The sequence below is a fragment of the Campylobacter concisus genome (genome assembly GCF_902460895.1).
Taxonomy (GTDB): Bacteria; Campylobacterota; Campylobacteria; order Campylobacterales; family Campylobacteraceae; genus Campylobacter_A; species Campylobacter_A concisus_BC.
This window is the reverse complement of record NZ_CABPVL010000002.1, coordinates 111154-136150: the sequence shown is the minus strand read 5'-3', so window position 1 is coordinate 136150 and position 24997 is coordinate 111154. Positions and strand designations below refer to the sequence as shown.

At 39.6% G+C, this 24997-nt stretch carries 25 protein-coding genes and 1 pseudogene; 13 read left to right on the top strand and 13 right to left on the bottom strand.

Features of this window, described 5'->3' with window-relative positions:
• The first annotated feature begins 138 nt into the window (after nucleotides 1–138).
• The 4 genes from F3G98_RS01880 to F3G98_RS01865 all read left to right on the top strand — a co-directional run bounded on the left by F3G98_RS01880 (nucleotide 139) and on the right by F3G98_RS01865 (nucleotide 3413).
• Nucleotides 139–1194, top strand: a complete 1056-nt coding sequence (locus F3G98_RS01880; protein WP_149725661.1) for an ABC transporter substrate-binding protein — start codon at nucleotides 139–141, stop codon at nucleotides 1192–1194.
• 3 nt (nucleotides 1195–1197) lie between these two features.
• A complete protein-coding gene (locus F3G98_RS01875) occupies nucleotides 1198–2205 on the top strand; it encodes a FecCD family ABC transporter permease (protein WP_103611862.1) in 1008 nt (335 codons plus the stop codon).
• Nucleotides 2205–2978, top strand: a complete 774-nt coding sequence (locus tag F3G98_RS01870; protein WP_009294599.1) for an ABC transporter ATP-binding protein — start codon at nucleotides 2205–2207, stop codon at nucleotides 2976–2978. The genes F3G98_RS01875 and F3G98_RS01870 overlap by 1 nt, the downstream gene beginning before the upstream one ends.
• A 111-nt stretch (nucleotides 2979–3089) precedes the next feature.
• The gene (locus tag F3G98_RS01865; RefSeq protein WP_103634580.1) at nucleotides 3090–3413 is read left to right on the top strand and encodes a hypothetical protein; all 324 of its coding nucleotides are present in this window, start codon (nucleotides 3090–3092) and stop codon (nucleotides 3411–3413) included.
• A 366-nt stretch (nucleotides 3414–3779) separates the two neighbouring features.
• On the opposite strand, the gene recG is transcribed toward F3G98_RS01865, so the two are convergent.
• Genes recG through F3G98_RS01850 form a run of 3 tightly spaced genes read right to left on the bottom strand, consistent with a single transcriptional unit; the run spans nucleotide 3780 to nucleotide 7860 of the window.
• Nucleotides 3780–5594: an ATP-dependent DNA helicase RecG gene (gene recG, locus F3G98_RS01860; protein WP_149725660.1), complete on the bottom strand. Its 1815-nt coding sequence runs from the start codon at nucleotides 5592–5594 to the stop codon at nucleotides 3780–3782.
• Complete coding sequence (locus F3G98_RS01855; RefSeq protein WP_149701918.1) at nucleotides 5584–6813, bottom strand: M16 family metallopeptidase; 1230 nt, start codon at nucleotides 6811–6813, stop codon at nucleotides 5584–5586. Before F3G98_RS01855 ends, recG begins: the two co-directional genes overlap by 11 nt.
• On the bottom strand, nucleotides 6814–7860 hold the full coding sequence (locus tag F3G98_RS01850) for a dehypoxanthine futalosine cyclase (protein ID WP_103607973.1): 1047 nt from the start codon (nucleotides 7858–7860) through the stop codon (nucleotides 6814–6816).
• 132 nt (nucleotides 7861–7992) lie between these two features.
• On the opposite strand from F3G98_RS01850, the gene F3G98_RS01845 reads away from it, so the two are divergent.
• Nucleotides 7993–8205, top strand: a complete 213-nt coding sequence (locus F3G98_RS01845) for a hypothetical protein (RefSeq protein ID WP_021092949.1) — start codon at nucleotides 7993–7995, stop codon at nucleotides 8203–8205.
• 20 nt (nucleotides 8206–8225) lie between these two features.
• Here F3G98_RS01845 and F3G98_RS01840 read toward each other — a convergent pair whose 3' ends face one another.
• Both F3G98_RS01840 and F3G98_RS01835 read right to left on the bottom strand, forming a co-directional pair.
• Nucleotides 8226–8618 carry an NfeD family protein gene (locus F3G98_RS01840; protein WP_103607974.1) on the bottom strand — a complete coding sequence of 131 codons (393 nt, stop codon included), beginning with the start codon at nucleotides 8616–8618 and terminating at the stop codon, nucleotides 8226–8228.
• Nucleotides 8615–9529, bottom strand: coding sequence for an SPFH domain-containing protein (locus F3G98_RS01835; RefSeq protein ID WP_103607975.1), 915 nt, complete (start codon nucleotides 9527–9529; stop codon nucleotides 8615–8617). Before F3G98_RS01835 ends, F3G98_RS01840 begins: the two co-directional genes overlap by 4 nt.
• 79 nt (nucleotides 9530–9608) lie before the next feature.
• Here F3G98_RS01835 and F3G98_RS01830 point away from each other — a divergent pair, with 79 nt between their 5' ends.
• Genes F3G98_RS01830 through F3G98_RS01820 form a run of 3 tightly spaced genes read left to right on the top strand, consistent with a single transcriptional unit; the run spans nucleotide 9609 to nucleotide 12489 of the window.
• Nucleotides 9609–10037 carry a copper resistance protein NlpE gene (locus F3G98_RS01830; protein ID WP_103607976.1) on the top strand — a complete coding sequence of 143 codons (429 nt, stop codon included), beginning with the start codon at nucleotides 9609–9611 and terminating at the stop codon, nucleotides 10035–10037.
• A gap of 48 nt (nucleotides 10038–10085) precedes the next feature.
• Entirely contained in the window at nucleotides 10086–11291 is a 1206-nt protein-coding gene (locus tag F3G98_RS01825; protein WP_103558599.1) for a copper resistance protein NlpE, read from the top strand.
• Nucleotide 11292: 1 nt separating this feature from the next.
• Nucleotides 11293–12489, top strand: coding sequence for an MFS transporter (locus F3G98_RS01820; protein WP_103607977.1), 1197 nt, complete (start codon nucleotides 11293–11295; stop codon nucleotides 12487–12489).
• A gap of 40 nt (nucleotides 12490–12529) precedes the next feature.
• On the opposite strand, the gene F3G98_RS11020 is transcribed toward F3G98_RS01820, so the two are convergent.
• The 4 genes and pseudogenes from F3G98_RS11020 to argH form a co-directional block, all read right to left on the bottom strand.
• The gene (locus F3G98_RS11020) at nucleotides 12530–12838 is read right to left on the bottom strand and encodes a CZB domain-containing protein (RefSeq protein ID WP_223227402.1); all 309 of its coding nucleotides are present in this window, start codon (nucleotides 12836–12838) and stop codon (nucleotides 12530–12532) included.
• Nucleotides 12839–12892: 54 nt separating this feature from the next.
• Nucleotides 12893–13201: pseudogene (locus F3G98_RS11015) on the bottom strand (methyl-accepting chemotaxis protein); the annotation flags it as partial.
• Between the two features lie 488 nt (nucleotides 13202–13689).
• Nucleotides 13690–15693 carry an AAA family ATPase gene (locus F3G98_RS01810; protein ID WP_103645686.1) on the bottom strand — a complete coding sequence of 668 codons (2004 nt, stop codon included), beginning with the start codon at nucleotides 15691–15693 and terminating at the stop codon, nucleotides 13690–13692.
• The gene (gene argH / locus F3G98_RS01805; protein ID WP_103608029.1) at nucleotides 15690–17108 is read right to left on the bottom strand and encodes an argininosuccinate lyase; all 1419 of its coding nucleotides are present in this window, start codon (nucleotides 17106–17108) and stop codon (nucleotides 15690–15692) included. The genes F3G98_RS01810 and argH overlap by 4 nt, the downstream gene beginning before the upstream one ends.
• A 269-nt stretch (nucleotides 17109–17377) precedes the next feature.
• Here argH and F3G98_RS01800 point away from each other — a divergent pair, with 269 nt between their 5' ends.
• A complete protein-coding gene (locus tag F3G98_RS01800; RefSeq protein ID WP_012001374.1) occupies nucleotides 17378–17767 on the top strand; it encodes a hypothetical protein in 390 nt (129 codons plus the stop codon).
• Between the two features lie 2 nt (nucleotides 17768–17769).
• Here the strand turns inward: F3G98_RS01800 and F3G98_RS01795 are convergent, their stop codons facing one another.
• From F3G98_RS01795 to F3G98_RS01780, 4 genes are read right to left on the bottom strand one after another with little or no spacing between them, the layout of a single operon-like run.
• Nucleotides 17770–18309 carry an oxidoreductase gene (locus F3G98_RS01795; RefSeq protein ID WP_103636547.1) on the bottom strand — a complete coding sequence of 180 codons (540 nt, stop codon included), beginning with the start codon at nucleotides 18307–18309 and terminating at the stop codon, nucleotides 17770–17772.
• Between the two features lie 2 nt (nucleotides 18310–18311).
• Entirely contained in the window at nucleotides 18312–20489 is a 2178-nt protein-coding gene (locus F3G98_RS01790) for a heavy metal translocating P-type ATPase (RefSeq protein WP_149725659.1), read from the bottom strand.
• A gap of 1 nt (nucleotide 20490) precedes the next feature.
• Complete coding sequence (locus F3G98_RS01785; RefSeq protein ID WP_004317198.1) at nucleotides 20491–20694, bottom strand: heavy-metal-associated domain-containing protein; 204 nt, start codon at nucleotides 20692–20694, stop codon at nucleotides 20491–20493.
• Nucleotides 20691–21245, bottom strand: coding sequence for a GNAT family N-acetyltransferase (locus F3G98_RS01780; protein ID WP_103608033.1), 555 nt, complete (start codon nucleotides 21243–21245; stop codon nucleotides 20691–20693). The genes F3G98_RS01785 and F3G98_RS01780 overlap by 4 nt, the downstream gene beginning before the upstream one ends.
• A gap of 151 nt (nucleotides 21246–21396) precedes the next feature.
• On the opposite strand from F3G98_RS01780, the gene F3G98_RS01775 reads away from it, so the two are divergent.
• The 4 genes from F3G98_RS01775 (at nucleotide 21397) to cuyB (ending at nucleotide 24834) form a co-directional block, all read left to right on the top strand.
• Entirely contained in the window at nucleotides 21397–22104 is a 708-nt protein-coding gene (locus tag F3G98_RS01775) for a YebC/PmpR family DNA-binding transcriptional regulator (protein ID WP_021093135.1), read from the top strand.
• A gap of 11 nt (nucleotides 22105–22115) precedes the next feature.
• Nucleotides 22116–22610 carry a peptidylprolyl isomerase gene (locus F3G98_RS01770; protein WP_103558829.1) on the top strand — a complete coding sequence of 165 codons (495 nt, stop codon included), beginning with the start codon at nucleotides 22116–22118 and terminating at the stop codon, nucleotides 22608–22610.
• An 11-nt stretch (nucleotides 22611–22621) separates the two neighbouring features.
• Nucleotides 22622–23977, top strand: a complete 1356-nt coding sequence (locus tag F3G98_RS01765) for a cation:dicarboxylate symporter family transporter (protein ID WP_103558830.1) — start codon at nucleotides 22622–22624, stop codon at nucleotides 23975–23977.
• 164 nt (nucleotides 23978–24141) lie between these two features.
• On the top strand, nucleotides 24142–24834 hold the full coding sequence (gene cuyB / locus F3G98_RS01760) for a cysteate racemase (protein WP_021089668.1): 693 nt from the start codon (nucleotides 24142–24144) through the stop codon (nucleotides 24832–24834).
• The last annotated feature ends 163 nt before the right edge of the window (nucleotides 24835–24997 follow it).

Sequence of the window (24997 nt, the reverse complement as noted above, 5' to 3'; positions counted from 1 at the left end):
AATATTTATCCTATTAGCTTTATATGAATTTACAAAACATGCAATTTTTTCACAATGAACATGCAAATTTTACATAACATTAATGTAAATAGCAGTAATATATCAACCAAACTATTTCACACGAAAAAAGGAAAAAATATGCAAATGAATTTCATGCACAAAGTGGCTAAAATAGGCCTTGTTGCTTCACTTTTTGCAGCTCTTAGCCTAAGCGCTGCTGAGTCTGCTAGAAGCATCACAGATATGAAAGGCGTCAAAGTAAGCGTGCCTGAGAAGGTTGAGAAGATCGCTGCACTATGGAATGCAAACAACGAGATCATCCTAGCACTTGGCGGTATGGATAAGGTTGTAGCCACAACTGATCTGATCAAAACCAACAAGTGGTTTGAGCACGTCTATCCAAAACTTAAAAATTTACCAGCTGCACTAAACGGCAAAGACCTTCAGATCGAAGAGCTTGTTAAGCTTGCTCCTGATGTTATCATAGTTTTTAACAAAAACTACCAAGATGAACTTATCAAAAACGGCTTTAGCGCGGTAAATTTGATCTTTAGAGACTATCCAGATATGGAGAAAAGCATCTACGCAACAGCTGAAGTCATAGGCACTGATGACGCTAGAAAAAAAGCTGAAAAACTTGCTAATAAAATCCACGATAACTCTGAGTTTGTAACAGCAAGAACAAAAAACATCCCTGACGCTAAACGTCCAAAAGTACTTCACCTTCTTGGCGGAGCGAATTTGCTAAAAATTGATGGTACAAACACTATCCAAAACACTTGGATCAAGCTAGGTGGCGGTGTAAATGCTATCAATACTGAGGGCTCAATGATCGAAGTTAGCGCAGAAGAGATCATCAATGCAAATCCTGATATCATCATCGTTGGCGGCAATGACACAGATGCACAGATCAAAAAGATAAAAGAGCACCCTGCATTCTCTGGCTCAAATGCTGTTAAAAACGGCAAAATTTACGGCAACCCAAAAGGTGTATTTAGCTGGGATAGATATGGTGCTGAAAACGTACTTCAAATTTTATGGGCAGCAAAAACTATCCAACCAGATCTATTTAAAGATGTCGATATGAAAGTAAAAACAAAAGAGTTTTATAAAGAGTTTTTAGGTCACGAGCTTACCGACACAGAGTATGGCTATATCTTAAAAGGCCTAAATCCAGATGGTAGCAGTAAGTAAGATATGAAAAACGCAAATTTTTCAATAGTTGTTATCTTTTTAGCTCTACTAACGCTTGTTTGCGCCTTTGTCGCACTTGGCGTTGGTAGATTTTACATACCTTTTAACGACGTCTTTAGCGTGCTAGCTCACGGTTTTGGTTTTGGAGATGGCGCAGCTAGCAACATCACAAATGTGATAGAAAATTTACGCATACCGCGTATCATCGCAGCCATCCTTGTTGGAGCTGCTCTTAGCGTGAGTGGTGCAGCCTATCAAGGCGTCTTTAAAAACCAGCTAGTAAGCCCTGATCTTCTTGGCGTCTCGGCTGGTGCTTGCGTGGGAGCTGCAACTGCCATTATCTTTGATCTATCGCTATTTTGGATACAAATTTTTGCATTTGGCTTTGGCCTAGCAGCCGTTGCTATCACTCTAGCCATACCTAAGATGATGGGGCGCGCGAGCACGCTTATGCTGGTTCTTTCTGGTATCATCGTAAGTGGCCTTATGGGCTCAATAATCGGCTTTTTAAAATATGTCGCAGACCCTGAGACAAAGCTACCTGACATTGTTTATTGGCAGCTTGGTAGCCTTGCTAAGCTTGATAGCGATAACTTAATATACGTAGCTCCAGTGATGATCATCTGCGCCATTTTACTAATCGCCATGAGCTGGCGCATAAATTTGCTATCTCTTGGCGACGAGAGTGCGGCAAGGCTGGGCGTAAATGTGGCTTTTGAGCGCGCCGTCATCATCATCTGCGCTACGCTTCTTACAGCATGCAGCGTCTGCATAAGCGGTATAGTCGCTTGGGTGGGACTTCTCATGCCTCACCTAGCTCGCATGCTAGTTGGCGCAAATAACATAAAAAGCATGCCTGCAAGCATATTTATGGGTGCGATATTTTTGCTTTTTGTAGATACTTTAGCGCGCAGCATAAGCGTGAGCGAAGTGCCTCTTGGCGTACTTACTGGCTTTATCGGCACGGTATTTTTCGTCTGGGTCTTGTGGCGAAATAAAAAGGTTGCGTGATGCTTGAAGTTAGAAATTTAAACTTTAGCTACCCAAATGGGGCTGGCAAACTAGAAAATGTAAATTTAAAGATAGGCGCTGGGGAAATTTTAACCATACTTGGTCGAAACGGAGCTGGCAAATCAACCACTCTAGGCTTAATAAGCGGCTCACTAAAGCCAGTTTCTGGAGAAATTTTCCTTGATGGCAAAAACGTAGATAGCCTAAGCAACAAAGAGCGCGCTAAGATCATGGCATACGTGGCTCAAAGCGAGGTTACTGAGTATGACTACACAGGGCTTGAGTTTATCACGATGGGCCGTGCGGCGCACCTTGGTATCTTTGCAAGACCTAGCAAAGAGGACGAGGAGATCGCTAGAATTTACACCAAAAAGCTTGAGATCGAGTATCTTGAGGATCGCTTCATCACGCAGATGAGTGGCGGTCAAAAGCAGATGTGTATGATCGCTCGTGCGATGGCTGCGCAACCAAAGATGATCATATTTGACGAGCCAACGAGCGCGCTTGATTTTGGCAACCAGTATAAATTCCTACGCACAGTCAAATGGCTAAAAGAGCTTGGCTACTCGGTCGTGCTAACCACTCACAACCCTGACTTTGCCGTGCTTCTTGGCGGATATGTCGCTCTTGTAAAGGGTGATGGCGAGGTTGGATTTGGCACGGTTGATGAGATAATTAGAAGCGAGAATTTAAGCCAGCTTTATGGACTAAATTTAAACGTGAGCTACATCGACGAAGTAAAAAGAAACTGCTGCCTCACTTATCCACTCTAAATTTATCTGCTCTTAAATTTTTAAGGGCAGATAGTCGTTTTATCTAAAAATTTCTACTTAAATTTACTAACCATAAATGCTAAAATGCAAAATAAATTTAAAGGAAAAACTATGGCTTACCCACTACTAGGCACAAAGATCGTGATCGATGAAGAAAAGGTTTTAAGAGAGAAAAAGTATAAGCTAGACGTGATCTATGAATATTTAGACAAACTTGCTAAGCAGTGCGACTTGATCAAAATTGATAAAAACACCTTTCACGCAAAGGGCGATGAAAATGACTTAGCAAATTTGGGTTTGTTTATGTGTAGATATGCGGTAGAGAACGAATGGCTGACAAAGAATATCAAAGAGTGGATTTGTATTAACGAGCGAAGTGGCGATGAAGACATGGTAGCAAGGTTTAAAAGAGAGAATATAGGGGTTTGGGAGTGAGCGATAAAAAGGATAAATTTATCCCGTCATATCAAATTTCATATAAATTTTAAAAAGAGCTTGCGAAAGATTAAATTTTGCTAGATAAGACAAATTTAGGTATAGCGCAAAAGTAAAGACGTTTTTAAACCCTGAGCCATTTTGCCACAGAGAACTAGACTGAACCTTTTTATTAATAGCGATATTGAAAAAGACAAGATCGGTCACGATAAAGCTAAATAAACCCGCGTATTAGTCACCATTTTCTATCAAATTTAAAGCTAGCCGTAAAAGTTTGCGTTCTCATCTTAAATTTGACGCAAATTTATATCCCATCAGCCAAAAAAATTATCTACCTTAAATTTAACACAACCCATAAGATCAAATTTAAGCGTTATTTTTAAATTCCGCCACTCTGGCCTTTGCAGCCTGCGTGATATCGTCCTCGTAGTCGTAGAAGTTAAAGGTCGCTCCGTGCTGGAAAAAGCCATTTAGTATGTCGCCGCTTTGGCGATTTTTCAGATCAAGCTCTGCCACCTTAAAGCCGTCATTTGTCGCGCAAAATTCTTTTAGTCTAGCTGGCGCCTCCTTTAGCTTGGTAAATAAAAAGCAGTATCCATCGCCGCCATTTCGCCCCACTCTGCCTCTCAGCTGATGAAGCGTGGCAAGCCCCAGCCGCTCAGCACCCACGATTACGATAGTATTTAGCCTTGGTAGCGAGATACCCACCTCTACAACGGTGGTTGAGAGCAAAATTTCGCCCTCTTCTCTAAACCGCCTTAAAATTTCCTCTTTCTCTTTGTCCTTGCCGTGCGTGACGAAGACATTTTTGAAATTCTTTAGCCAAAAGCCCTGCGCCTCGCTTAGACTTTGGTAGTTTGAGCTCTCGCTGCTCTCAACTAGCGGATAGATGATGGCTACTTGAAAGCCGCCTGCAAGCTGCTTTTTGATGTGAGTTAGCAAAAAGCCAAACTCGCTAGCGCCTAAAATTTGGCTCGTTATATTTTTCTTAAATGGCATCTGCTTTAAAAAGCTAAAATTTACGATCTCAGACTGGATTAAACTTAGCGTCCTAGGTATCGGCGTAGCTGAAAACTGCACGAAATTTGCTCGCTCGTCCTCGCTTGAAGCAAGCTCCTCTATCTTTTTGCGCTGGTTTGAGCCAAAGCGGTGCTGCTCATCGACCATGACAAGCGGCGAGTTTGGCAGCTCGTGAAAGAGTAGCGCATGCGTGCCAACGATCAAATTTGCTCCGCTAAAGTCTATCTTTTTCTCCCCGCTTCGCACCAGCATCACATTCATAAAAGGTGGCAGCAGCCTCTTTGCTTCATTATAAATTTGCTCGCTTAAAATGCTTGTTGGCGCCATCAAAATGGCACTTTGCGGATAGACGCTAAGAGCAGCCGCTAGGATAACTAGCGTCTTGCCACTTCCCACATCACCCATTATGACGCGCCTTTTTGCCTGCACGGCGCTAAGGTCGTCTCTGATGTCATTTATGGCGTTTATCTGATCGTTTGTCGGCGTAAATGGCAAGCTCTTAAGCCAAGAGTTTATATCAAAAAGCTTGATCTTTGGGCTTTTAAAGTAGGTTTTTTTGGCACATAGCTTTTTTATGTAGTTAAAAATTTCTACAAATTTTAAAATTTCTAAGCCTTCATTATCATTTTTTAGGCGGTATAAAATTTGCACGCTTTGCTCGTCTAGCCTTTGTAGATCAGCTAGAAATTTAGCCTCTTTTTCGTTTAAGCCCTCGGCCATTAAATTTTGCAAATTTAGATATTTTAATATGAGTTTTTTTAACTCCTCATCTTTTAGCTCGGTCTTAAATTTAGGCACGATCTGGCCTATTTTTGTGGTGATTTTTGGATTTACGATCTGCCATGAGCCAAAGGCGTAGGAGCAAAGCCCATATATCGCCATCTCTTTGCCCGTCTTAAAAGCGCCGTAGTGCCAAGACTTTGCGTTAAAAATGACGATCTTTACGCTACTTTGCCACTGCTCGCAGAAGGCAAGTGCGGTTAGCATGCCAGGGCGCGAGGCGAGCGAAGTGATCTTTACATTTATGCAGACTTGCCCCTCTCTTGGGCTCTTAGCGATCGTCGTATCCTCAAAGCCCTTTGGTAGCACGAGAGCAAGGTCAAGCAGGCTAAGCACGCCTATTTTTAGAAGTTTTGCTCTGTCGCTTGCTTCAAATTTCATTTTTTAAGACGCAAAAACTTAGCTGATTGATCTCTGCGTGGGCTTTTATGAAGCTATTTAGCTCGCTTAGCGAAAGGGCTGAAATTTTATCAAGGTCCTTTAAAAATGCCCCAAGCTCGCCATGCTCATAAAACTCGCCTTGTGCTATGTCAAGGCGCTTAAATAGCGTCTCAAGCCTAAGCGGCAACGAGCCAAGTAAAAATTTCTTCGCCTGCTCAAGCTCGGCCTTGCTAACGCCTTTTTTACTAAATTTTAAAATTTCCTCTTTTATAACGGCGATGGCTTCATCTTTTTTCTCATTTTTTGTCTGCATGTAGCCGTAAAGCTGGCTGTAAGAGAGATTTAGCAAATTTCTAGCGTAGGCGCTATATGCAAGCCCTCTTTTCACGCGGATCTCCTCCATGAGCCTCGAGCCAAAGCCACCCTCGCCTAAGATAAATGTCGCCACTGCGGCCTTGTATTTTTCTTCAGGTTTTACGTTAAATGGCGCACCAAAGTAGATGTATGCCTGCTCGCTTTGCCTGATGATCTCGCTACTTTCGCACTTGTCACTTGGGCTAAAGCGCTCGAGCTTTCGCACCTTGCCAGGTTTTAGGATCTCTAAAACGCTTGCAAGCTCTTTTGTCTGCTTCTCATCGATGTCGCCACCTAGCACGCAAAGCAAATTTGAAAGATCTAAATGCTCGCTTAAAAATTTGCTTACATCTTCAAGCGTGATCGCTTTTATGCTCTTTTTAGTGCCGATACTTGGCTCTGAAAGCACGCTTTTTGGATACAAAAGCTCAAAGAGCCCCTGCCTTGCCACGTAGTCAAAGTCGTTTTCATTTGCTGCTATCTCGCCAAGTGTGACGGTTTTGCACCTATTTAGAATTTCATCTGTTAAATTTGGAGCGCTTATAAGCTCTTTTAGCTTGCCGCACGCAAAGGCAAAGTGCTCTTTTAGGCAGTTTAGATCGATGCAAAATGTCTCAAAGCCGCAGCTTGCATTTAGGCTAATCGCCCGCACTTCAAGCTCTTTGGCAAATTTAGCCGAGCCTAGCTTCATATCGCCCTCGTTTAGCAAATTTGCACTTAGCCTTGCAAGACCTGCTAGCTTGCCATTTTGCGAACTACCAGCTGCTTTGAAAACTAGTTTTAGGCTCACTACTGGCATCGCTTTTGAGCTTTCAAAAACGACTGGGATTTTTACATTTTTTACATTGATATCTAAAATTTTCATCTAAAATTTCTCCAAAATATCGTAGTTTGTGTTGCGCTTAGCTGGGATTTCTCCGACATCTTTTATAAGCTCGATCATCTGGTCTTGATTCATCCTAAAGCTAGCACCTGCGGCTTTTACGACGTTTTCTTCCATCATCGTGCTACCAAGGTCGTTTGCACCAAAAAGAAGCGCTAGCTGGCCTACGTAGCTGCCCTGCGTGACCCAGCTGCTTTGGATATTTTTAAAGTTATCCAAAAAGAGCCTTGAAACCGCAAGAAGCCTTAGATAGACGTTTGAGCTTTGCTTTTTGATCTCTGGAAACTCTTGCATGAGCTTTGTATTTAGCCCTTGAAAGCTCCAAAGTATAAATGCTCTAAATCCAGCCGTTTCATCTTGCAAATTTCTGATATGCTCCCAGTGCTCTACGATCTCGCGAGTGCTCTCAACCGTGCCAAACATCATCGTAGCAGTTGTCTTCATGCCAAGCTCGTGCGCCTCTTTGTGTATGCGAAGCCAGTCTGCGGTGTCGCACTTTTTAGGGGCGATGATGTCACGCACTCTGTCGCTTAAAATCTCCGCTCCAGCCCCTGGCATCGAGTATAAGCCCTTTTGGTTTAGGCGCCTTAAGACCTCTTTTGTAGAAATTTTTGAAACTCTTGCGATGTAGTCGATCTCAACGGCTGAGAAGCCATGTATCGTGATGCTTGGATAGTGCTTGCTAATGTAGCCCACAAGTTCCTCGTACCACTCGATCTTTAGCTTTGGATGAACGCCACCTTGAAATAAAATTTGCGTGCCGCCGATGGCTATTAGCTCCTCGATCTTCTTGCCGATCTCTTCAAAACTTAGCACATAAGCGTCTTCTTCTTTTACGTGGCGGTAAAATGCGCAAAATTTACAATCCACCCAGCAGACATTTGTATAGTTGATGTTGCGATCTACAATGAAGGTCGTAATGCCTTCTGGATGAAGCTCTTTTTTTCTAGCTAGCGCCATCTTGCCAAGCTCGTGAAGCGGTGCATTTTCTATAAGATCGATGGCTTCATTTACACTAAGTCTTTTCAAATTTAACCTTTTATTTTGCTTATTTTTGGGCGAGAGTTTAGCCAAAAATGCTTTTAAATATGATAAATCAGGCGTTATGAAAAATTAATTTTTAAAGGCTAAAATGTGAGAAATTCTTTAAAGGAGCGAGTTATGAAAAAGATGATATTTGCCGTTATCTGCGGTCTATTTTTAGTTGGTTGTGCCAAAAACGAGCCAAAGCCAGCTGGGCCTCAAGGTGCAAGTTGTGGATGTGCTCATCATCAAAAAATGATGCAAGAAAATATGCCAAGCTGCCCACATCACGGCATGCAAGGTGCGATGCATGAGCAAATGCCAGCAGGCTGCCCAGCTCACGCAAAATAATTAAAGTGCCAGATGGCACTTTATTTTAATATAACTTTGTCGCCTTTGGTGCCTAAAACCTGCACTTTCTCGCCGTTTTTTAGCGCTCCGTCATACTTCCAAAGAGTGCCTTTAAAATAGACCATATTTTCTCTGATCTCGCCAACTCCTGGCTCATCTAAAAACTCCTCGTTAAAGCTCTCTTTTTTAGCCATAAATTTACTCTTTAACGGCGCCTTTAAGAGCACAAGCAAGATAAAGGCAAGCGCTAAGACGGCTAAAATTTGAAAGCTCCACTCAAAACTAAAGCCAAAATTTACCGCCCCAACGATGATAAAAGCGACGCCAAAAAAGAGCAGATAAAATGAAAATAGCATAAGCTCAGCCACGCACAAGAGCGCGCCTATGGCTATCATTATAAAAGGACTTATCACGCCTTATCCTTAGCTAAGAAATTCTTTAAAACGCTAAGCGAGCCAATTAGCTCAGTCGCCTCATAAGGGACTAAAATTTTATCTTTTGAGCTATTTTTAGCTAGCTCGCTAAATGCCCCAACCCTGTCACGCGCAAGCAAAAATTCAGCCGCATTTGCGTTTTTGCTCATGCTGTCATTTATCATATCCATAGCCTCTTTTTGAGCCGTTGCGATGGCGATTTGCTCGTATTTTTTCGCATCAGCCATACGCTCTATCGCCTCTGCTTGAAGCACTTTTTCTTGTTTTAGTGCCTCTGCGTTGCGGATTAGTGCCTCTTTTTCAGCCAAGGCTTTTAGCTCGATCGCACGCTTTTCACGCTCAGCCTTCATCTGCATATTCATCGCCTCTTCGATGCCAAGCGGGACAGAAATTTCAGAAATTTCCACACGCATGATCTTTACGCCCCAGTTGCCAGCTGCGTCGCCAAGAGCCACTTGAAGTGCGGCATTTAGGCGGTCGCGTGAGCTTAGCGTATCATCAAGATTCATCGCGCCTATCTCGCCACGAAGCGTTGTCATGGCTAAATTTGCAATGGCGCGCTTGTAGTTATCTACGTTATAAACCGCCATTTTTGCGTCAAATACCTTTAAAAAGACGATGCCATCAACGCTAATATTAACATTATCTTTTGTGATGACTTGCTGTTTTGTGATATCAACAAGCTGCTCTTTTATAGTTATGATCGCTCTTATCTGATCGACAAATGGGATGATGATATGAAATCCCCCATCAAGCACCTTGTGAAATTTACCAAGTCGCTCGATCAGCAGGTTATCTGCTTGCGAAACGATCTTGATACCAGCTTTTAAAAACAAAAATGCAAAAATAACCAAAATAACGACTAAAACGCCAAATGTCTCAACTTGCATCTTCTCTCCTTTAATTTATAATTTGTTATTTTCTTAAGTATTATAATACATTTTCAAACTTTATTTTTAAAGGATTAGCATGAAAAAATATATCTTTGCACTAAGTGCGGCTCTACTTTTAGCAGGTTGTGCTACGTCAAACCAAAGCGCGAGCGTCCCTCAAGGCAAATGTGAAGTAAAAGGTAGCTGCATGGCTCCAGTAAGCAGCATCGAGGGCACTTACAAGGCATTTTTACCTTGCGCTAGCTGCATGGGCATAGACTCAACCCTTACGCTTAAAAAAGACGGCACATTTGAAAGTGTGATGAACTACAAGTCAAAAGACAACTACAAAGCCGTTAGCAAGGGCAAATACTCAGTCAAAAACGGCGTTATCACAACCGTTGATGAGTATAAAGAGAAGAGCTTTTATAAGATCGAGGGAGAGAGCCTAAAGATGCTTGACATGGATCAAAAAGAGGTCACTGGCGAGCTAAAAGATAAATACATCTTTAAACGCGTAAAATAAATTTTAAAGGCAAAATGATATAATTTTGCAATTTTTAAGGAGTTGCAAATGAAATATCTTTTTGCCATACTTATCTCATTTTTCATCATCGGCTGCGCGAAAAATGAAAATTTAAAGCCACAAAACCAAGAGCAAACACAAAAATCAAAAGAAGAAAAACCACTTCTTAGAGACGAAAAACCCAAAAAACCAGAAAAACTCATACTTTCAAACTCTATCTACACGAGTTACTACACCACCTTGCCATGCTCAAACTGCGAGGGCGTGAAGACTATCTTAACTCTAAATAAAGACAAAACCTACACAAAAACTATGCTTACGATGGATAAGGCTGCTACCTTGGTAGAAAAAGGCGGCACATTTGATGTCGATGAGAGCGCTATCGTGCTAAAAGATGAAAGTGGTGCACTTAGCTACTTTGTGCCAAACAAAAACTCACTTCTTCAGCTTGATGATAAGAAAAATAAGCGAGTTGGCGTGCTAGCTCAAATTTATAACTACGAGCCAGTAAATAAGGCTTATAAAGATAGTTTTTTTGCTAGATTTTCTAAATTTAAAGACAAAAATGGCTTTTTAGAGCTTGTGCTTGTGCCTAGCAAAAACGGCGCAAAGATAAGCTTTTACTCATCGCTAAAAGATGGCTCGCCACTTTGTAAATTTAACTCAGAGCTGCTTTACGACAAGGGCATTTTTTACCTTTTGGACGAAAAAGGCGTGGCTTTAAGCGTGCATAAAACCGCTAATGACATCTTCGTAATCGCAAACGATAAAATTTGCAAAAACGCTCACATAAGCGGACACTACAAAAGAGAAAAAGGCAGATCTAGCCTCTTTGGCAAGGGCTTTTTTGCAAAACTTACAAACGAGTCAGCAAATGCTGATGTGATGAAATTTTATGGCGCAAAAAACATAAAAAGAGACAATACTAAAAAAGAAAATAGCTACATCGTCACAAGTAAAAACGAGAGAATTTTTGAATACACCTTGCTAAACGGCATCATTACAAGCATCGAAATTTACTCAAATGAGTTTAAAACTCCAGAAAACATCAGCCTAAAGTCAAATTTTAAAGATATAAAAAACGCACTTGTCATCTCTAAATTTCAAAGCGACGCAAACAATATCTATCTAAAAATAGACAGCCACGACATGCTCATAAAGCTTAAAAATCCACTCGCACAAGAGATAACAAACTTAAACCAGATACCAGACGAGGCGCAAATAGAGCAGATAACTCTGATGTGGAACCAGTAGTTTGAAAGAGTATCTTAAGCTTTTAAAGGATGAGAGAAATTTCCGCCTTTTAAGCACCATCCAGCTCATGTGCTACTTTGGCGTGTGGTTCTCGCACACAGGCATTTTCACGCTACTTATCTCGCTTGACGCTCCTGTTTGGGCACTTACATTAAGTGCGGCGATGGCATTTATCCCAGGCGTTGTCATCGCTCCATTTAGCGGCATTTTAGTTGATAAATTTAGCCCAAAACCTATGCTTGTTATCATGATGGCGGTTGAGACCATAAGCGTTTTTATGCTGCTTTTTATAAACTCACTTGATTTTTTATGGCTACTTTTGCTTATCATTTTTGTTAGAAACGGCGTTGGCGGGATGTATTTTCAAGTAGAAATGAGCGTGCTGCCAAAAATTTTAAGCAAAGAGAGCCTAAAGCTTGCAAATGAGATCCACTCGATCATCTGGGCGGTCTCATATACCGCTGGCATGGGGCTTGCCGGGGTTTATATACACTTTTTTGGCATCAAAAGTGCATTTTTGCTTGACGGAGCTCTTTATCTTTGCAGTTTTGGCTTTTTATATCTTTTAAAGCTAGATGAGCTAAAGCCAGAATTTATAGAAAAACCTCTAAAAATGCTCAAAAATGGGCTTAAATATCTAAAAGAAAATAGGCTCATCGTACATCTTATATTTTTGCACGCCTTTGTTGGCATCACAGCTTATGACGCACTGATCGCGCTTTTGGCCGACTATAAATACGCAAATTTACTCTCAACCTCGCTAGTTATTGGCCTATTAAACGCCTCAAGGTCGATCTCACTTATGTTTGCACCAGCCTTGCTTAGTAAATTTATGAATAAAAAAACGCTCATCTACATCTACATCGGTCAAGGAGTTGGCATCATCATCTGGGCGCTCTCTTTGCGAAATTTTTATCTCTCACTCATTGGCATCATCTTTGCTGGATTTTGCACTTCAAGCCTTTGGAGCTACACCTACACGCTGCTTCAGCAAAACTGCCAAAAAGAGTTTTACGGCAGAGTGATCGCGTATAATGATATGATTTTTCTTGGATTTAGCGCGCTTATCTCATTTGCGATCGGCTTTTTATACGAGCTTGGACTAAGCGTGGAGACGATCGCAGCCTTTATGGGAAGCCTCTTTTTCGTTGGAGCCTTTTACTACCACGTAGTTTCAAAAAGGTATGAGATAAGATAGTTGCGTCTAAATGGCTAGAAATCCAGCCATTTATATTTGCTTACTTTCTAGCAGCTTTTACCGCTTCAAGTAGCTCTTCAAAGCCAGCTTTACTTGAGTACTCGACATCTTTTAGTATCTCGACACCTGCTAAATGTCCCTTATCTTTGTCAGCAAAAATCGCCATAGCCTTATCTAGTCCGTGATGGACATTTTCGTGGTGCGCAGCTATGCTTGAGAGGGTTCTTGGATCTTTTATGATGGTATTTTTCACATCCTTTTCATACCACTTGCCAAATCTACACTCATGCACGTCTTGAATTTTATTTATCTCGCCAAGCAAGACGCCTCGGTAGCCATTTAGCTTCATGTTGATGTGATCTATCTTGCCGTTGCTTACATTTACTTCGTTTGTGACATTTAGAGCTTGGTTTAGGATGTTTTGCGTGTTGGCATTTACGCTTGAGATGTTGCTCTCAAAGCCGCCTAAAATTTGCATCGCATTTGCTGAAATTTTAGAGAAACTCTCGCTCATTTCGATCATCGTATTTGCACTTTGCTTAAGGCCATTTATATTTACTTCAACCTCAAGCGTAGCCTTTTGCGTGCGCTCAGCAAGCTTTCTAACCTCATCTGCAACGACCGCAAAGCCTCGTCCATGCTCGCCCGCACGAGCCGCCTCGATAGCAGCATTTAGTGCTAGCAAATTTGTCTGATCTGAGATATCTTTTATGAGATTTATGATCTCAACGATAGAATTTACGCTTCCATCAAGCGAAGAAGCGTCGTTTGAGAGATCGCCACTCATCTGGCTTACTTGCTCGATCGAGCTTAAAATTTCAGCCGTTTGAGACTTGAGCTCGCCTGTTTCTTTGAAGGTTTTTTCATTTAAATGGTTTATATTTTCAAGCATTTTTAGGTTTTCTTCGATGGTTGATTGTAAGAAATTCATACCATCTTGATAGCTAGTAAGCAGCAAATTTACAGCCTCTTGCTTATCCTTAGTTTGCTCTTTTGGCTCGCAAGTTTTGGCATTTTTTAGCTCATTTTTAAGTGCTAAAATCTCAGCCTTTAAAGCTTCATTTTCTCTTTCTAAAGCTTCATTTTTACTACCAAGTTCTTTACTTTTGCTGTCAAAAAACATTTTTCATCCTTTAAAATTTGTAAATTTTGCGTAATTATAATTAAAATTCTACTATATGGTTGTAAATTTCAAATTTTTTATATTTTTTTCTCTTTAAACCACTTTTTAATTTCATCAATCCAATCCAAACTTTTAACACTACTATTTTGAGCTATTTCAATATATTTTTTAGCAAATTCTATTTTTCTATATCCGCTTTTTTGATCAAAAAAATCTTTTAGTATTTTTCTGTCATCATCTCTTAGATTAAAACAAAAGTGTGAATTAAGAGACTTTTCGTTTTTAAAATTTTTTATATCTTCAAGTATAGCAGCGATATCTTCGTCTTCGGTATATTTTTTTAATGTTTCAATAAAAACAATACCATCCAAACAGTCCTCTATTTCCGTTTTCATTTCATAATCATTGCTACTTACATCAACCAAAGACGTTTTTTGATCATTACTTTTATTTAAAATTCTTTTTGCAACCATATTGTTTTTATATTTGCCATCACAGATGAGTTGCTCACTCTTGCCGTCACTATCTATTAAACAATAGATTTTCCCCTTTATATTATTTTTTTCTTCCATTGGTAGCATTAAGTATTTATAAATTTTTATAACTTCAGAAGCTCCGCCGACTGGCAATATTCTTAAATTATTCCTTTCTACTAAATCTTTAAAATAGAAGTCAAAATAAATTTTATCAGAGCTGCCTTCGCAAATTAGCCAATTATATGGTTCATCGAGCCTTACTGACGAAACAATTGATTGGACCAAGTCATAAACACTTTTAAGCTGAACATCATCAGGCATTTGAGCATAGTCTTTCTTGTTAATCTGTTTTAATTCCTCTCTATAGTTATACAAATCAAATGTATTAAAGTTAAATCTAATATTTTCATTCATAGTTTTTTTAGAAAGAAAGTGAGCATTTGCATTCATTGCAACTGGCAAGAATCCATACCAATGTGTAGTAATTATAACTTGTGCCTTACTTTGAGAAATCCTTATTAATTTTTCAAATTGAGAAAAATTTTTAGATAAATTTAAAGACGACTCCGGTTCATCTACGGCAAGTATAATTTCTTTATCGTCTATAGCTTGACTATCTAATAAAGCTGTTGCTACATCTATAAGAGACTGTCTTTTTTCTCCGGAGCTTAATCTGTCTGCTTTTATTTTATCGCCATCTATTACTTTATGTAAAATTCTAATTGAAAAAAATAACTCTATAACCTTATCTATTAATTCTTTCATAGTAATATTGGTTCGATTTGATGGGCTCTTGTAAGCATAAAGATTTAAAAGTTTTTTCTCCAAAATGTCAACAAAGTTATTCAAATCTTTGTTGATACGCTTTAGATTTTTCTCTTCGATAATGTTTGTTATTTTAGTACTAATATCTGTTCCAATTAGTTTTTGCATATTATCAGTCTCGAGTTTTGTAAACTCTTCTATCCCGGCTTCAACAGGCATATAAATATACGAATAATAACTTTTAATTATGCTGTTTAATTTCTCAAATTTTTTTCTTAACTCTCTGTTTTTACTATCTTCATTATCCTCTTCATTGTCGTTTTCTTGACTACTATAGTCTAAATTAAATGCATTTGCAATTAAGCCATCAAATGATCCAAAATATGATTTTTCACCTTTATCATAACCTATTCCAGAAACAACAAAAAAATGGGTTTCTTTGTATTTATTAGCAATAATTTTTAAATCATTTTTAATAAAGTCGATAACATCTTCATGTATGCCCTTTGGTAGCTTAGAATCATCAATGTTGTAAAAGTATTCACTAATCTTTTCTATATTTTGAAGAGTTTCACTATCACCCTTTGTTAATAATCTAACTTTATTTTTTTCAAGCAAGTTTAAAATAACTATATAAGGCCTACCTGGTCCAGAAAGACTAACTCCTTTATGGTAATTCCACTCTCTACCATTAAAATATGTGTCAAGGGCTTCCAAAATTGAGCTTTTTCCTACACCGTTGTCGCCAATATAAGCTATAAAATTATGATTAGTGGTAACAGGTATATATCTAATTCCATTGTATATCTTGTAATTCTTTAATAAAATTCCAACAATCATTTGATTTCTCCTCGATTTTCCAACCAAGTCTCTAAAATTTTAATTTGCTCTTCAACACTTTTATTTGCCGTGCCACCTTTTGAAGTGCGGGCCTCTTTTGAAGCATGAAGATCTAGAAATTTAATGGCATTTTCATCTAAATTTTCATCGACACTTTTTAGCTGCTCTTTGTTTAGCTCACTTAGATCAAGCCCCAAGCTTTCAGCCTTTGCCACAGCCTTGCCGGTGATAAAGTGCGCCGTTCTAAATGGGATATTTTTCTCACGCACTAGATAGTCCGCTAGATCAGTGGCACTCAGATGCCCTGTTTTTGTCGCTTTTAGCATATTTTTTTCATTAAATTTAGCCGTTTTTATCATCTCATTTAGGATAGTAGCCGAGCTTAAAATGGTCGCAACACTATCAAAAACGCCCTCTTTATCTTCTTGCATATCTTTATTATAAGCAAGTGGCAAGCCTTTCATCGTAGTTAGCAGCGCTACTAAATTTCCATTTACACGCCCAGTTTTACCACGTATGAGCTCAGCGACGTCTGGATTTTTCTTTTGAGGCATGATGGAGCTGCCCGTGCTGTAAGCGTCACTAATGCTTACAAAGCCAAATTCCTGCGAGCTCCAAAGTATGAGCTCCTCGCAAAGTCTAGAAGCGTGCGTCATAAAAACGCTAATGTTAAATAAAATCTCCAGCGCAAAATCGCGGTCACTCACGCTATCCATCGCATTTTGCGTGCAACCTGCAAAGCCAAGCTCGCTTGCAACGATAGTTCTATCTATCTTGTGTGGCGTGCCTGCAAGGGCTGCTGAGCCAAGCGGACTTAGGTTGTTTCGTTCATACGAGCTAACAAATCGCTCAAAATCCCTCTTAAACATAAACGCGTAAGCTAGCAAATGGTAGCTAAGGCTTACTGGCTGGGCATGCTGAAGGTGCGTGTAGCCTGGCATTAGCGTATCTTTGTGGTTTTTGGCTAAATTTGCAAGTGTGGCGATGAGCTCTTTGATGAGAGATGAAATTTCTAAATTTTTCTTCAAAACGTAAAATTTAAAATCAAGCGCAACCTGATCATTTCTGCTTCTAGCTGTGTGAAGCCTGCCTCCAAGCTCGGCACCGATGATCTCGCTAAGGTGCTTTTCAACCGCCATGTGGATATCCTCATCCTCTATCTTAAAAGCAAATTTACCAGCTCTTATCTCAGCCAAAACCTCATCAAGCCCCTTTATTATCGCCTCTGACTCGTCTTTTTTTAAAATTCCGCAAATTCCAAGCATTTTAGCGTGCGCCTTACTGCCAGCGATATCCTCTTCAAAAAGATTTTTATCAAAATTTATAGAAGCGTTAAATTCCTCAAGCAACTTCGAGCTAGCCTCGCTAAATCTGCCCTCCCACATCTTTTTATGTGCGTTTTCATCCTTTTTCATAGCTTTGCCTTTGATTAATTTTGCGTGATTTTAACAAAATGGTGCTTAACTAGGCTTTTACGAGCATTTTAAAAATAATTTTTTTGATCAAAAAAGTGAAATGTAATATAAAAATTATGCTAGAGTAGTAAAAAAGTTATATATATAATTTACATTTAAGGTTATTAAAATATAATTCGCCCAGCAACTTTTTAAAAACTATTTCAAGTTTTTTGATTTATTGCCGATATAGTTATAAATGAAGAAATAAACTAAAAAGGAAGGACGATATGCAAATAGATGCAAATATGAACTCAAATGTTTTCTATCATAACGGCTACACATCTATATCATCAAGTAGCGCTAAAACCAGCATATTAGTATCTTCTGGCTATGGTACAAAAGATATCGTTAGAAGTAATGATGTGCATGTCGAACAAAGAGAAGAGGTTAGACAAAAACCTACAATTATTAGAAAAGAAGATGTCACAGAGTTACAAAAAAATTTAGAAAAATTACAAGATCAAAGAAGCGATATAGCTGATCAAATTTCAAGCATCCAGCACCTGAAAGATCGTGATTCTATGCAGATGCTTCATCATCTAAATTTAGAACAATCAAGCATTCAGAATAACATTTTAAGTATTAAAACTCAGATGACAGAAATGGTACAGGCTTAAGACTAAGCCTTACCAATAATAGTTTTTAAAACCAAACAAAAATCCTCTAAAAAGTATCCCATTGACTTATAGAAGTTACTGCTAGCATTTTGTTCAAGCTCTTTTGCAAGTTGCTCGGCATAAGGTAAGAAAAATGAGAAGCTAAAAGCAGCAAGAAGTTGCATAGACTCTTTTGTCGCCTCTTTTTTTAAGATATTTGCTATCAAAATGAGCTGATTTGAGATGCTATCAACCTCACCCATTTTTGGCTCGAAATTTATAGCCTTGTAAAATTGTGCCAAATCATCTTTTGCGCTTGAGAAATAGTAGCTTGCTTCAAATTTTGCCTTCAAAATGACAAAATCATCACACAAGGCCGCACTACTCTCATCTTTGATAAATTTAGCGTAAAGCTCATTTCCTTTTATGTTCGCATCGCTCTTTGTCTGTGTTATCCACGCATTTGTCTTTTTGATACGCATAAAAGATGAGACACCCAAGATACCATTAAAATTCGTAGCAAGTGCAGCCGCTACAACGCTATAAAGCTCTCCAAGTCTCAAATTTAATCCTTAAGCTTCAAATATCTAAGTCTAAGCGCATTTAGCACGACAGTAACCGAACTTAAGCACATCGCCATAGAGCCATAAACTGGGCTTAGAAGCAGTCCAAATACCGGATAGAGCACGCCAGCAGCCACTGGTATGCAAATGGCGTTATACATAAATGCCCAAAACAAATTCTCTTTTATGTTAGCAATAGTCGCATTTGCAAGCTTTACAAGCCCGCTCACGCCGCGCAGATCGTTTTTTACAAGCACGATATCGCCAGCACCTTTAGCGATGTCTGAGCCTGAGTTCATAGCGATGCCAACGCTTGCTTCTTTAAGCGATGGCGAGTCGTTTATGCCGTCCCCTACAAAGATCACGCCACCTCGGCTCATGAGCTCTTTTACCTTGTTAAATTTATCCTCAGGCAGCATATTTGCATAATATTCGCTCACATTTAGCTTGCTAGCGATATTTGCCACTACTTTTTTATCATCACCTGAGAGGATCACGCTTTGTAAATTTAGCCTTGCAAGCTCGTTTATAACGCTATTTGCTTCATTTTTTAGCTCATCGCTTAGCGTTAAAAAGCCGCTAAATTTTTGATTTAGCGCGCAAAGTATGACGCCGCTTCCATCATTTGTAGCCTCTTTTATCGCCTCAATATCAGCTTCATTTAGCAAGATATTGTTTGCTGCGAGCAGTTTTTCATTGCCTATTATTATCTTGTTACTTTCATCTTCATAGACGATGCCTTGACCAACTACGTTTTGAAATTTACCATTTAGCTTTTGTAAATTTATGTAATTTTGTTTTGCATATCTTACGATCGCTTTTGAGATCGGATGCTCGCTTAAATTTTCAGCAGATGCTACTAGCTCTAGCTCTTTTTCGCTTAAATTTGAACTCTTGACGCTGATTAGCCCCTTACTTAGCGTGCCAGTTTTGTCAAATGCTACAAATTTAGCATCTTTTATAAGCTCCAAAACCTCTGGATTTTTCACTAAAATCCCAGCTTTTGCACCACGCGAGAGGGAGCTTACGATTGCTATTGGCGTGGCAAGTCCTAGTGCGCATGGGCATGAGATGATAAGCACGCAGATCGCGCTAGAGATCGCATAGGCGAAATTTCCACTAAAAATTATCCATATTAAAAATGTAAGAACTGAGATCGCCACGACGCTTGGCACAAAGATGTTTGCTATCTTGTCAGCCAGCCGTCCGATAGGCATCTTTTTAGAGCTAGCGTCGCTTAATAAGCTTAAAATTTGAGATAGCAAGCTTTCAAAAGAACTCTTTGTCACCTTGACGCTTATGTAGCCATTTGTGTTTAGAGTGCCGGCAAATACGCTATCTCCCACCTCTTTATAAACTGGCAAGCTCTCTCCTGTAAGCATAGAAGCATCTATCTCAGCGCCACCTTGAACTATCACGCCATCACTTGGGATGTTGTAGCCATTTTTTACGATGACGATGTCGCCTACTTTTAGCTCATTTACATTTACCTCTTTGCTCTGGCCGTCTGGCATGACCAAAAAGGCGGTCTTTGGTGAAATTTTAAGTAGCGTCTTTAGGTAGTCGCCTGCCTTTGCCTTTGAGCGCTCTTCAAGATACTTACCTAGCAAAACAAAGGCTATTATCATCGCTGCACCCGAGATATAGACGTTTTTTAGATCATCTGGGATAAAATTTGAAAAGATCACAACAAAAAGCGAGTATAAAAACGCACTGCCACTTCCAAGCGCGACAAGCACGTTCATATCGTAGTTTTTGTTTTTGACAGCCTCTATGGCGTGAGCAAAGAAGTCTTTGCCGCTAAAAGCTAGCACCAAAAACGCTAAAACTAGCATGAGTAAATTTACTAGCACGCTGTGAGGTGCAAACATCTCAAGCGCCATTATCACGATGCTTGTGATAAATGCAAATATAAATTTATTTCTTATCGAGGTTATATGCTCGTCTCTTTTGGCTTCAAATTCATCAATATTTGTCGCCACAAAGTAGCCAAGCTTCTTTATCTTTTGCTCTAAAACTTCACGCACGCTAGCATCTTTTAGGACAAATTCGCCGCTTGCGTTTGCAAAATTTACATTTGCTTCAAGCACCCCATCTATCTTTTTTGAGACCTTTTCGATAGCGTTTGAGCAATTTACACAGCTCATTCCCGCTATATTTAGCTTGACTTTTAAAGGCATATCAAAGCTCCTTTATAACGTCAAATCCCAGATCAGCCATTTCTGATTTAAATTTCTCTACATCGCCATCTTTTATATCAAGGCTTACTTGCCTTGGCTCTTTGCTAAGATCGACTTTTATCTCGCCAAAGTCATCTTCAAGTGCGTTTTTTATAGTATTTGCGCAGTTTTGGCAATGCACGTTATTTACCTCAAATGTTTTCATATTATCTCCTTTATCATGTGGTCGTATTCGTGTAAATTTATGATCTTTTTGGTGTTAAATTTAAAGCCAAGGCTCTCGTAAAATTTACGAACTTTTGGCTTATTTACATCAACTATCAGCGAGACTTTTTTATGTCCTAGCTCTTTTGCTTTGGCAAATGAGTGCAAGATAAGCTCTTTTGCAAGCCCTTGGCCTCTAAATTTCTCATCCACAGCGATGCTATCTATATAAAACTCATCATCAAAGCACTCTTTTTCTACCTTGGCGTCTTTGCCAAGCGCCTTTAGATGCTGTGAAATTTCTCTATCAAACTGCCACGCGTCGCCACCAAAATAAGCACACATAGCAGCGATGATCTCGCCGTCACGCTTACATATATATATGTTTTTATAGCTAAGTCTGTTTGTCTCGCTTTGAAAAAATTTCTCTAAAATTTCATCGCTTTTTGCAGGATCGTCGTAGCCACTTAGCTTGTAGGCGATATCCTCCATCGCTAAATTTAGTAGTTTTATGCAGATTTTTGCATCTTGTTTTTGGGCATTTTTTATCATGGGTATGATTATATGCCTTTAGCTTAAATTTTTATCAAATATTATTCTCAAATTTACAAATTAGGCGCTTTAGCTAGCAAACTAAAAATGTTTTAAAAAAGTATAAAATTTTTTTAGTTATAATCCGTAAAAAATTTATTTAAGGATATTTATGGGACGAGCATTTGAGTACCGAAGAGCGGCAAAAGAAGCTAGATGGGATAAGATGAGCAAGGTATTTCCAAAACTTGCAAAGGCTATAACAGTAGCGGCAAAAGATGGTGGATGTGATCCAGATATGAACCCAAAACTTCGTGCAGCCATCGCAGCAGCAAAAGCTGAAAATATGCCAAAAGACAACATCGATGCGGCTATAAAAAGAGCAAATGGCAAAGATAGCGCTGATATCAAGACTATCTTTTATGACGGCAAAGCAGCTCACGGCGTGCAAATCATCGTTGAGTGCGCGACTGATAACCCAACAAGAACAGTTGCAAATGTAAAAGCGATATTTAGCAAAAATGGCGGAGAAATTTTGCCAAGTGGCAGCCTTAGCTTTATGTTTACAAGAAAGAGCGTTTTTGAGCTTGAAAAACCAAGCGCAGATATAGAAGAGATCGAGCTAGAGCTCATTGATTATGGACTAAGTGACATCGAAGAAGATGAAAACGCGCTATTTGTTTATGGTGATTACGCAAATTTTGGCACACTTCATGAAGGCATAGAGAAGCTAAATTTAGTAGTTAAAAAAGCTTCACTTCAGTACTTGCCAAATCAAACCGTGAGCCTAGATGAAGAGCAAATGCTTGAGGTCGAGAGGCTTCTTGACAAGCTAGAAGACGACGATGACGTCCAAGCAGTTTATACAAATATCGAGTAAAAAGGAGCAACATGCGTTTTGATGAGTTAAAAGTTTATGATATAAATTTAGACGAACTAAAAAAAGATAAATTTGCGGTTTTAAAGACAGAAAAAGGCGATATCAAACTTGAGCTTTTTGCCGAGGATGCACCGCAAGCTGTTGCAAATTTTGTCCATTTGATAAAAACAGGCTTTTATAATGGCCTCAATTTCCACAGAGTTATACCAAATTTCGTCATCCAAGGTGGCTGCCCAAACGGCACAGGCACAGGCGGTCCTGGCTGGAGAATAAAATGCGAATGCGATAATCAAAAGGTAAAGCACGAGCGTGGCAGCCTTAGCATGGCTCACGCAGGTCGCGACACTGGCGGATCGCAGTTTTTCATCTGCCACAGCAAGCAACCTCATCTTGACGGCGTGCATACAGTCTTTGGAAAGTGCGCTGATGACGAGAGCTTAAAGGTACTTGATGCTATCAGGCAAGGCGATAAGATCCTCTCAGCAGAGATCAAGCAGAGCCTATAAAAGGGGAATTTATGGATAGTGCAAAAACGCAAAAAAGTCTCTTTGTGAGGCTATTTACCAATCTCGCCATTTGGGTTGTGATAGGTATAGTTGGCGGTGTTATCGTTGGTATGGTCGCACCTGAGCTTGGCATAGCAAGTAAGCCAGGCATTGATTATTTTATAAAAGCCCTTAAAATTTTAATCGGCCCTATCATCTTTTTAACGATCGTTTCAGGCATCGTCGGGCTTGAGAGCTTAAAAGATCTTGGTACCATCGGACTTAAGGCGTTTATCTACTTTGAGATAGTTAGCACGCTTGCTCTTGCTGTTGGTATCATCTTTGGCGAGACGCTTCGTCCAGGACATGGCATGAACCTTGACTACACTCAGCTTGACGCCTCAAGCGTGGCTAAATTTACATCTCAAGCTGGCAACATGGACGCAAATAGCGGCTTTTTAGCGCACACGCTTCATCTTTTAAGAGGCGCTGTGCCAGTAGATGACATTTTCCCTTACGTGCACATACTTGATCCATTTATAAAGTCAAACACACTTCAAGTGCTTTTCATGGCGATAGTCGTTGCCATCGTGCTTTCGCTACTTGCTCATGATAAAAAGCAAGCTTGTCTAAAACCGCTTGAATTTATCCAGCACTACGTCTTAAAGCTTCTTACTTGGCTTATGCTATTTAGCCCAGTGGCGGCCTTTTCAGCGATGGCTTATTTGATCGGTAAATTTGGCATCGGAACGCTTCTTGGTATGATGGAGCTTCTTGTCGTTATGGCGCTTGCAAGCTGCTTTTTCATCTTTGTCGTGCTTGGCGTCATTTGCTACTTTGCCAAAGTTAATGTCTTTAAATTTATGCGCTTTATCTCAAAAGAGGTCTTAGTCGTTTTTGCAACAAGCTCGAGCGAAACAGCTCTTGCGCCACTTATGCAAAAGCTAGAAGCAGCTGGTATAAATAGAGGTGCAGTTGGCCTTATCATCCCAACTGGCTACTCATTTAATCTTGACTGTACCAACATCTATCTAAGTTTAAGCGTTATCTTCTTAGCTCAAGCATTTAATATACCGCTAAGCTTTGAACATCTAATAAGCATACTAATCGTGCTAATGATCACAAGTAAAGGCGCTGTTGGCGTTACAGGCTCAGGCTTTGTCGTCCTTGCTGGCACACTAAGCGCACTTCCAAGCACTGGCATACCAGTAGTCACCGTAGCTGTGCTACTTGGCGTTGATAAATTTATGTCAGAGATGCGTGCTGTTGGTAACCTTTGCGGCAATGCCGTTGGCTGCATGATCGTTTCTATCTGGGATAAAAAGGTCGATATGGAGAAATTTAGATACGCACTAGATCATCCAGACGAATTTCACTTCCACTCATAATAGAATTTTTAAGGGGCAAATCGCCCCTTTTTATCTTAAAATTTACTTCAAAACTTAAAGTGCTTATCCCCTATTTTTACAATACCCAATGAAAATTTAGAAATTTTATTTTTAAATATAGAAACTAATATTATAATTATTGAAAATTTTAATTTGGAGGAGTTATGAAGACATTAGGCATCATAGGCGGCATGGGACCACTTGCCACGGCTGATTTATACAAGAAGATCATCGATATAACCCCAGCAACTTGCGATCAAGAGCACCTACACATCGTTATCGACTCATACGCTCAGATAGAAGATAGGACAAAATTTATCATGGGCGAGGGAGAAAGTCCGCTTCCAAAGCTAATTCAAAGTGCTAAACTTTTAAAAAATGCAGGATGCGATGCGATGCTAATGGCTTGTAACACGGCTCACTACTTTGCTCCAAGCATCGAAAAAGAGGCTGGAGTGAAAATTTTGCACATTGCAAAAGTTACCATAGATGCCTTGCAAAAGAAATACCCGCACGCTAAAAATATCGCTGTCATCGCAACAAGTGGCACAAAAAAGGCAGGCGTTTATGATCAAATTTTAAAAGAGCGCGGGCTAAAGAGCGTGGATTTTAGCAAAGAGACGCAAGATGTCATCATGGAGTGCATCTACAAAGGTGTCAAAGCTGGCAAATTAGAAGAGTATGTGCCAGTATTTTATGAAGTGCTTTCAAACATTGAAGCTGACGTTTATATCGCAGGCTGCACTGAGATACCGATGTTTTTACCATTTATCAGCAGCGAGTATAAATTTATAGATGCGACATTTGAGCTGGCAAAAGCTGGCGTAGAATTTGGCTTAGAAAAGAGAGTATTTTGATTAAATTTAGCCAGATATCTGGCTAAATTTTTGTTTTAACTACAAAAACCCTACAACTTATACTAAAAACAACAGCGACTTTTTATAGTTGAAATTTGAGATCAAATTTAGCTGGAGTGTTCTGGCTAATTTTAAATTTTTAACTGCAAAGACCACGCTACTT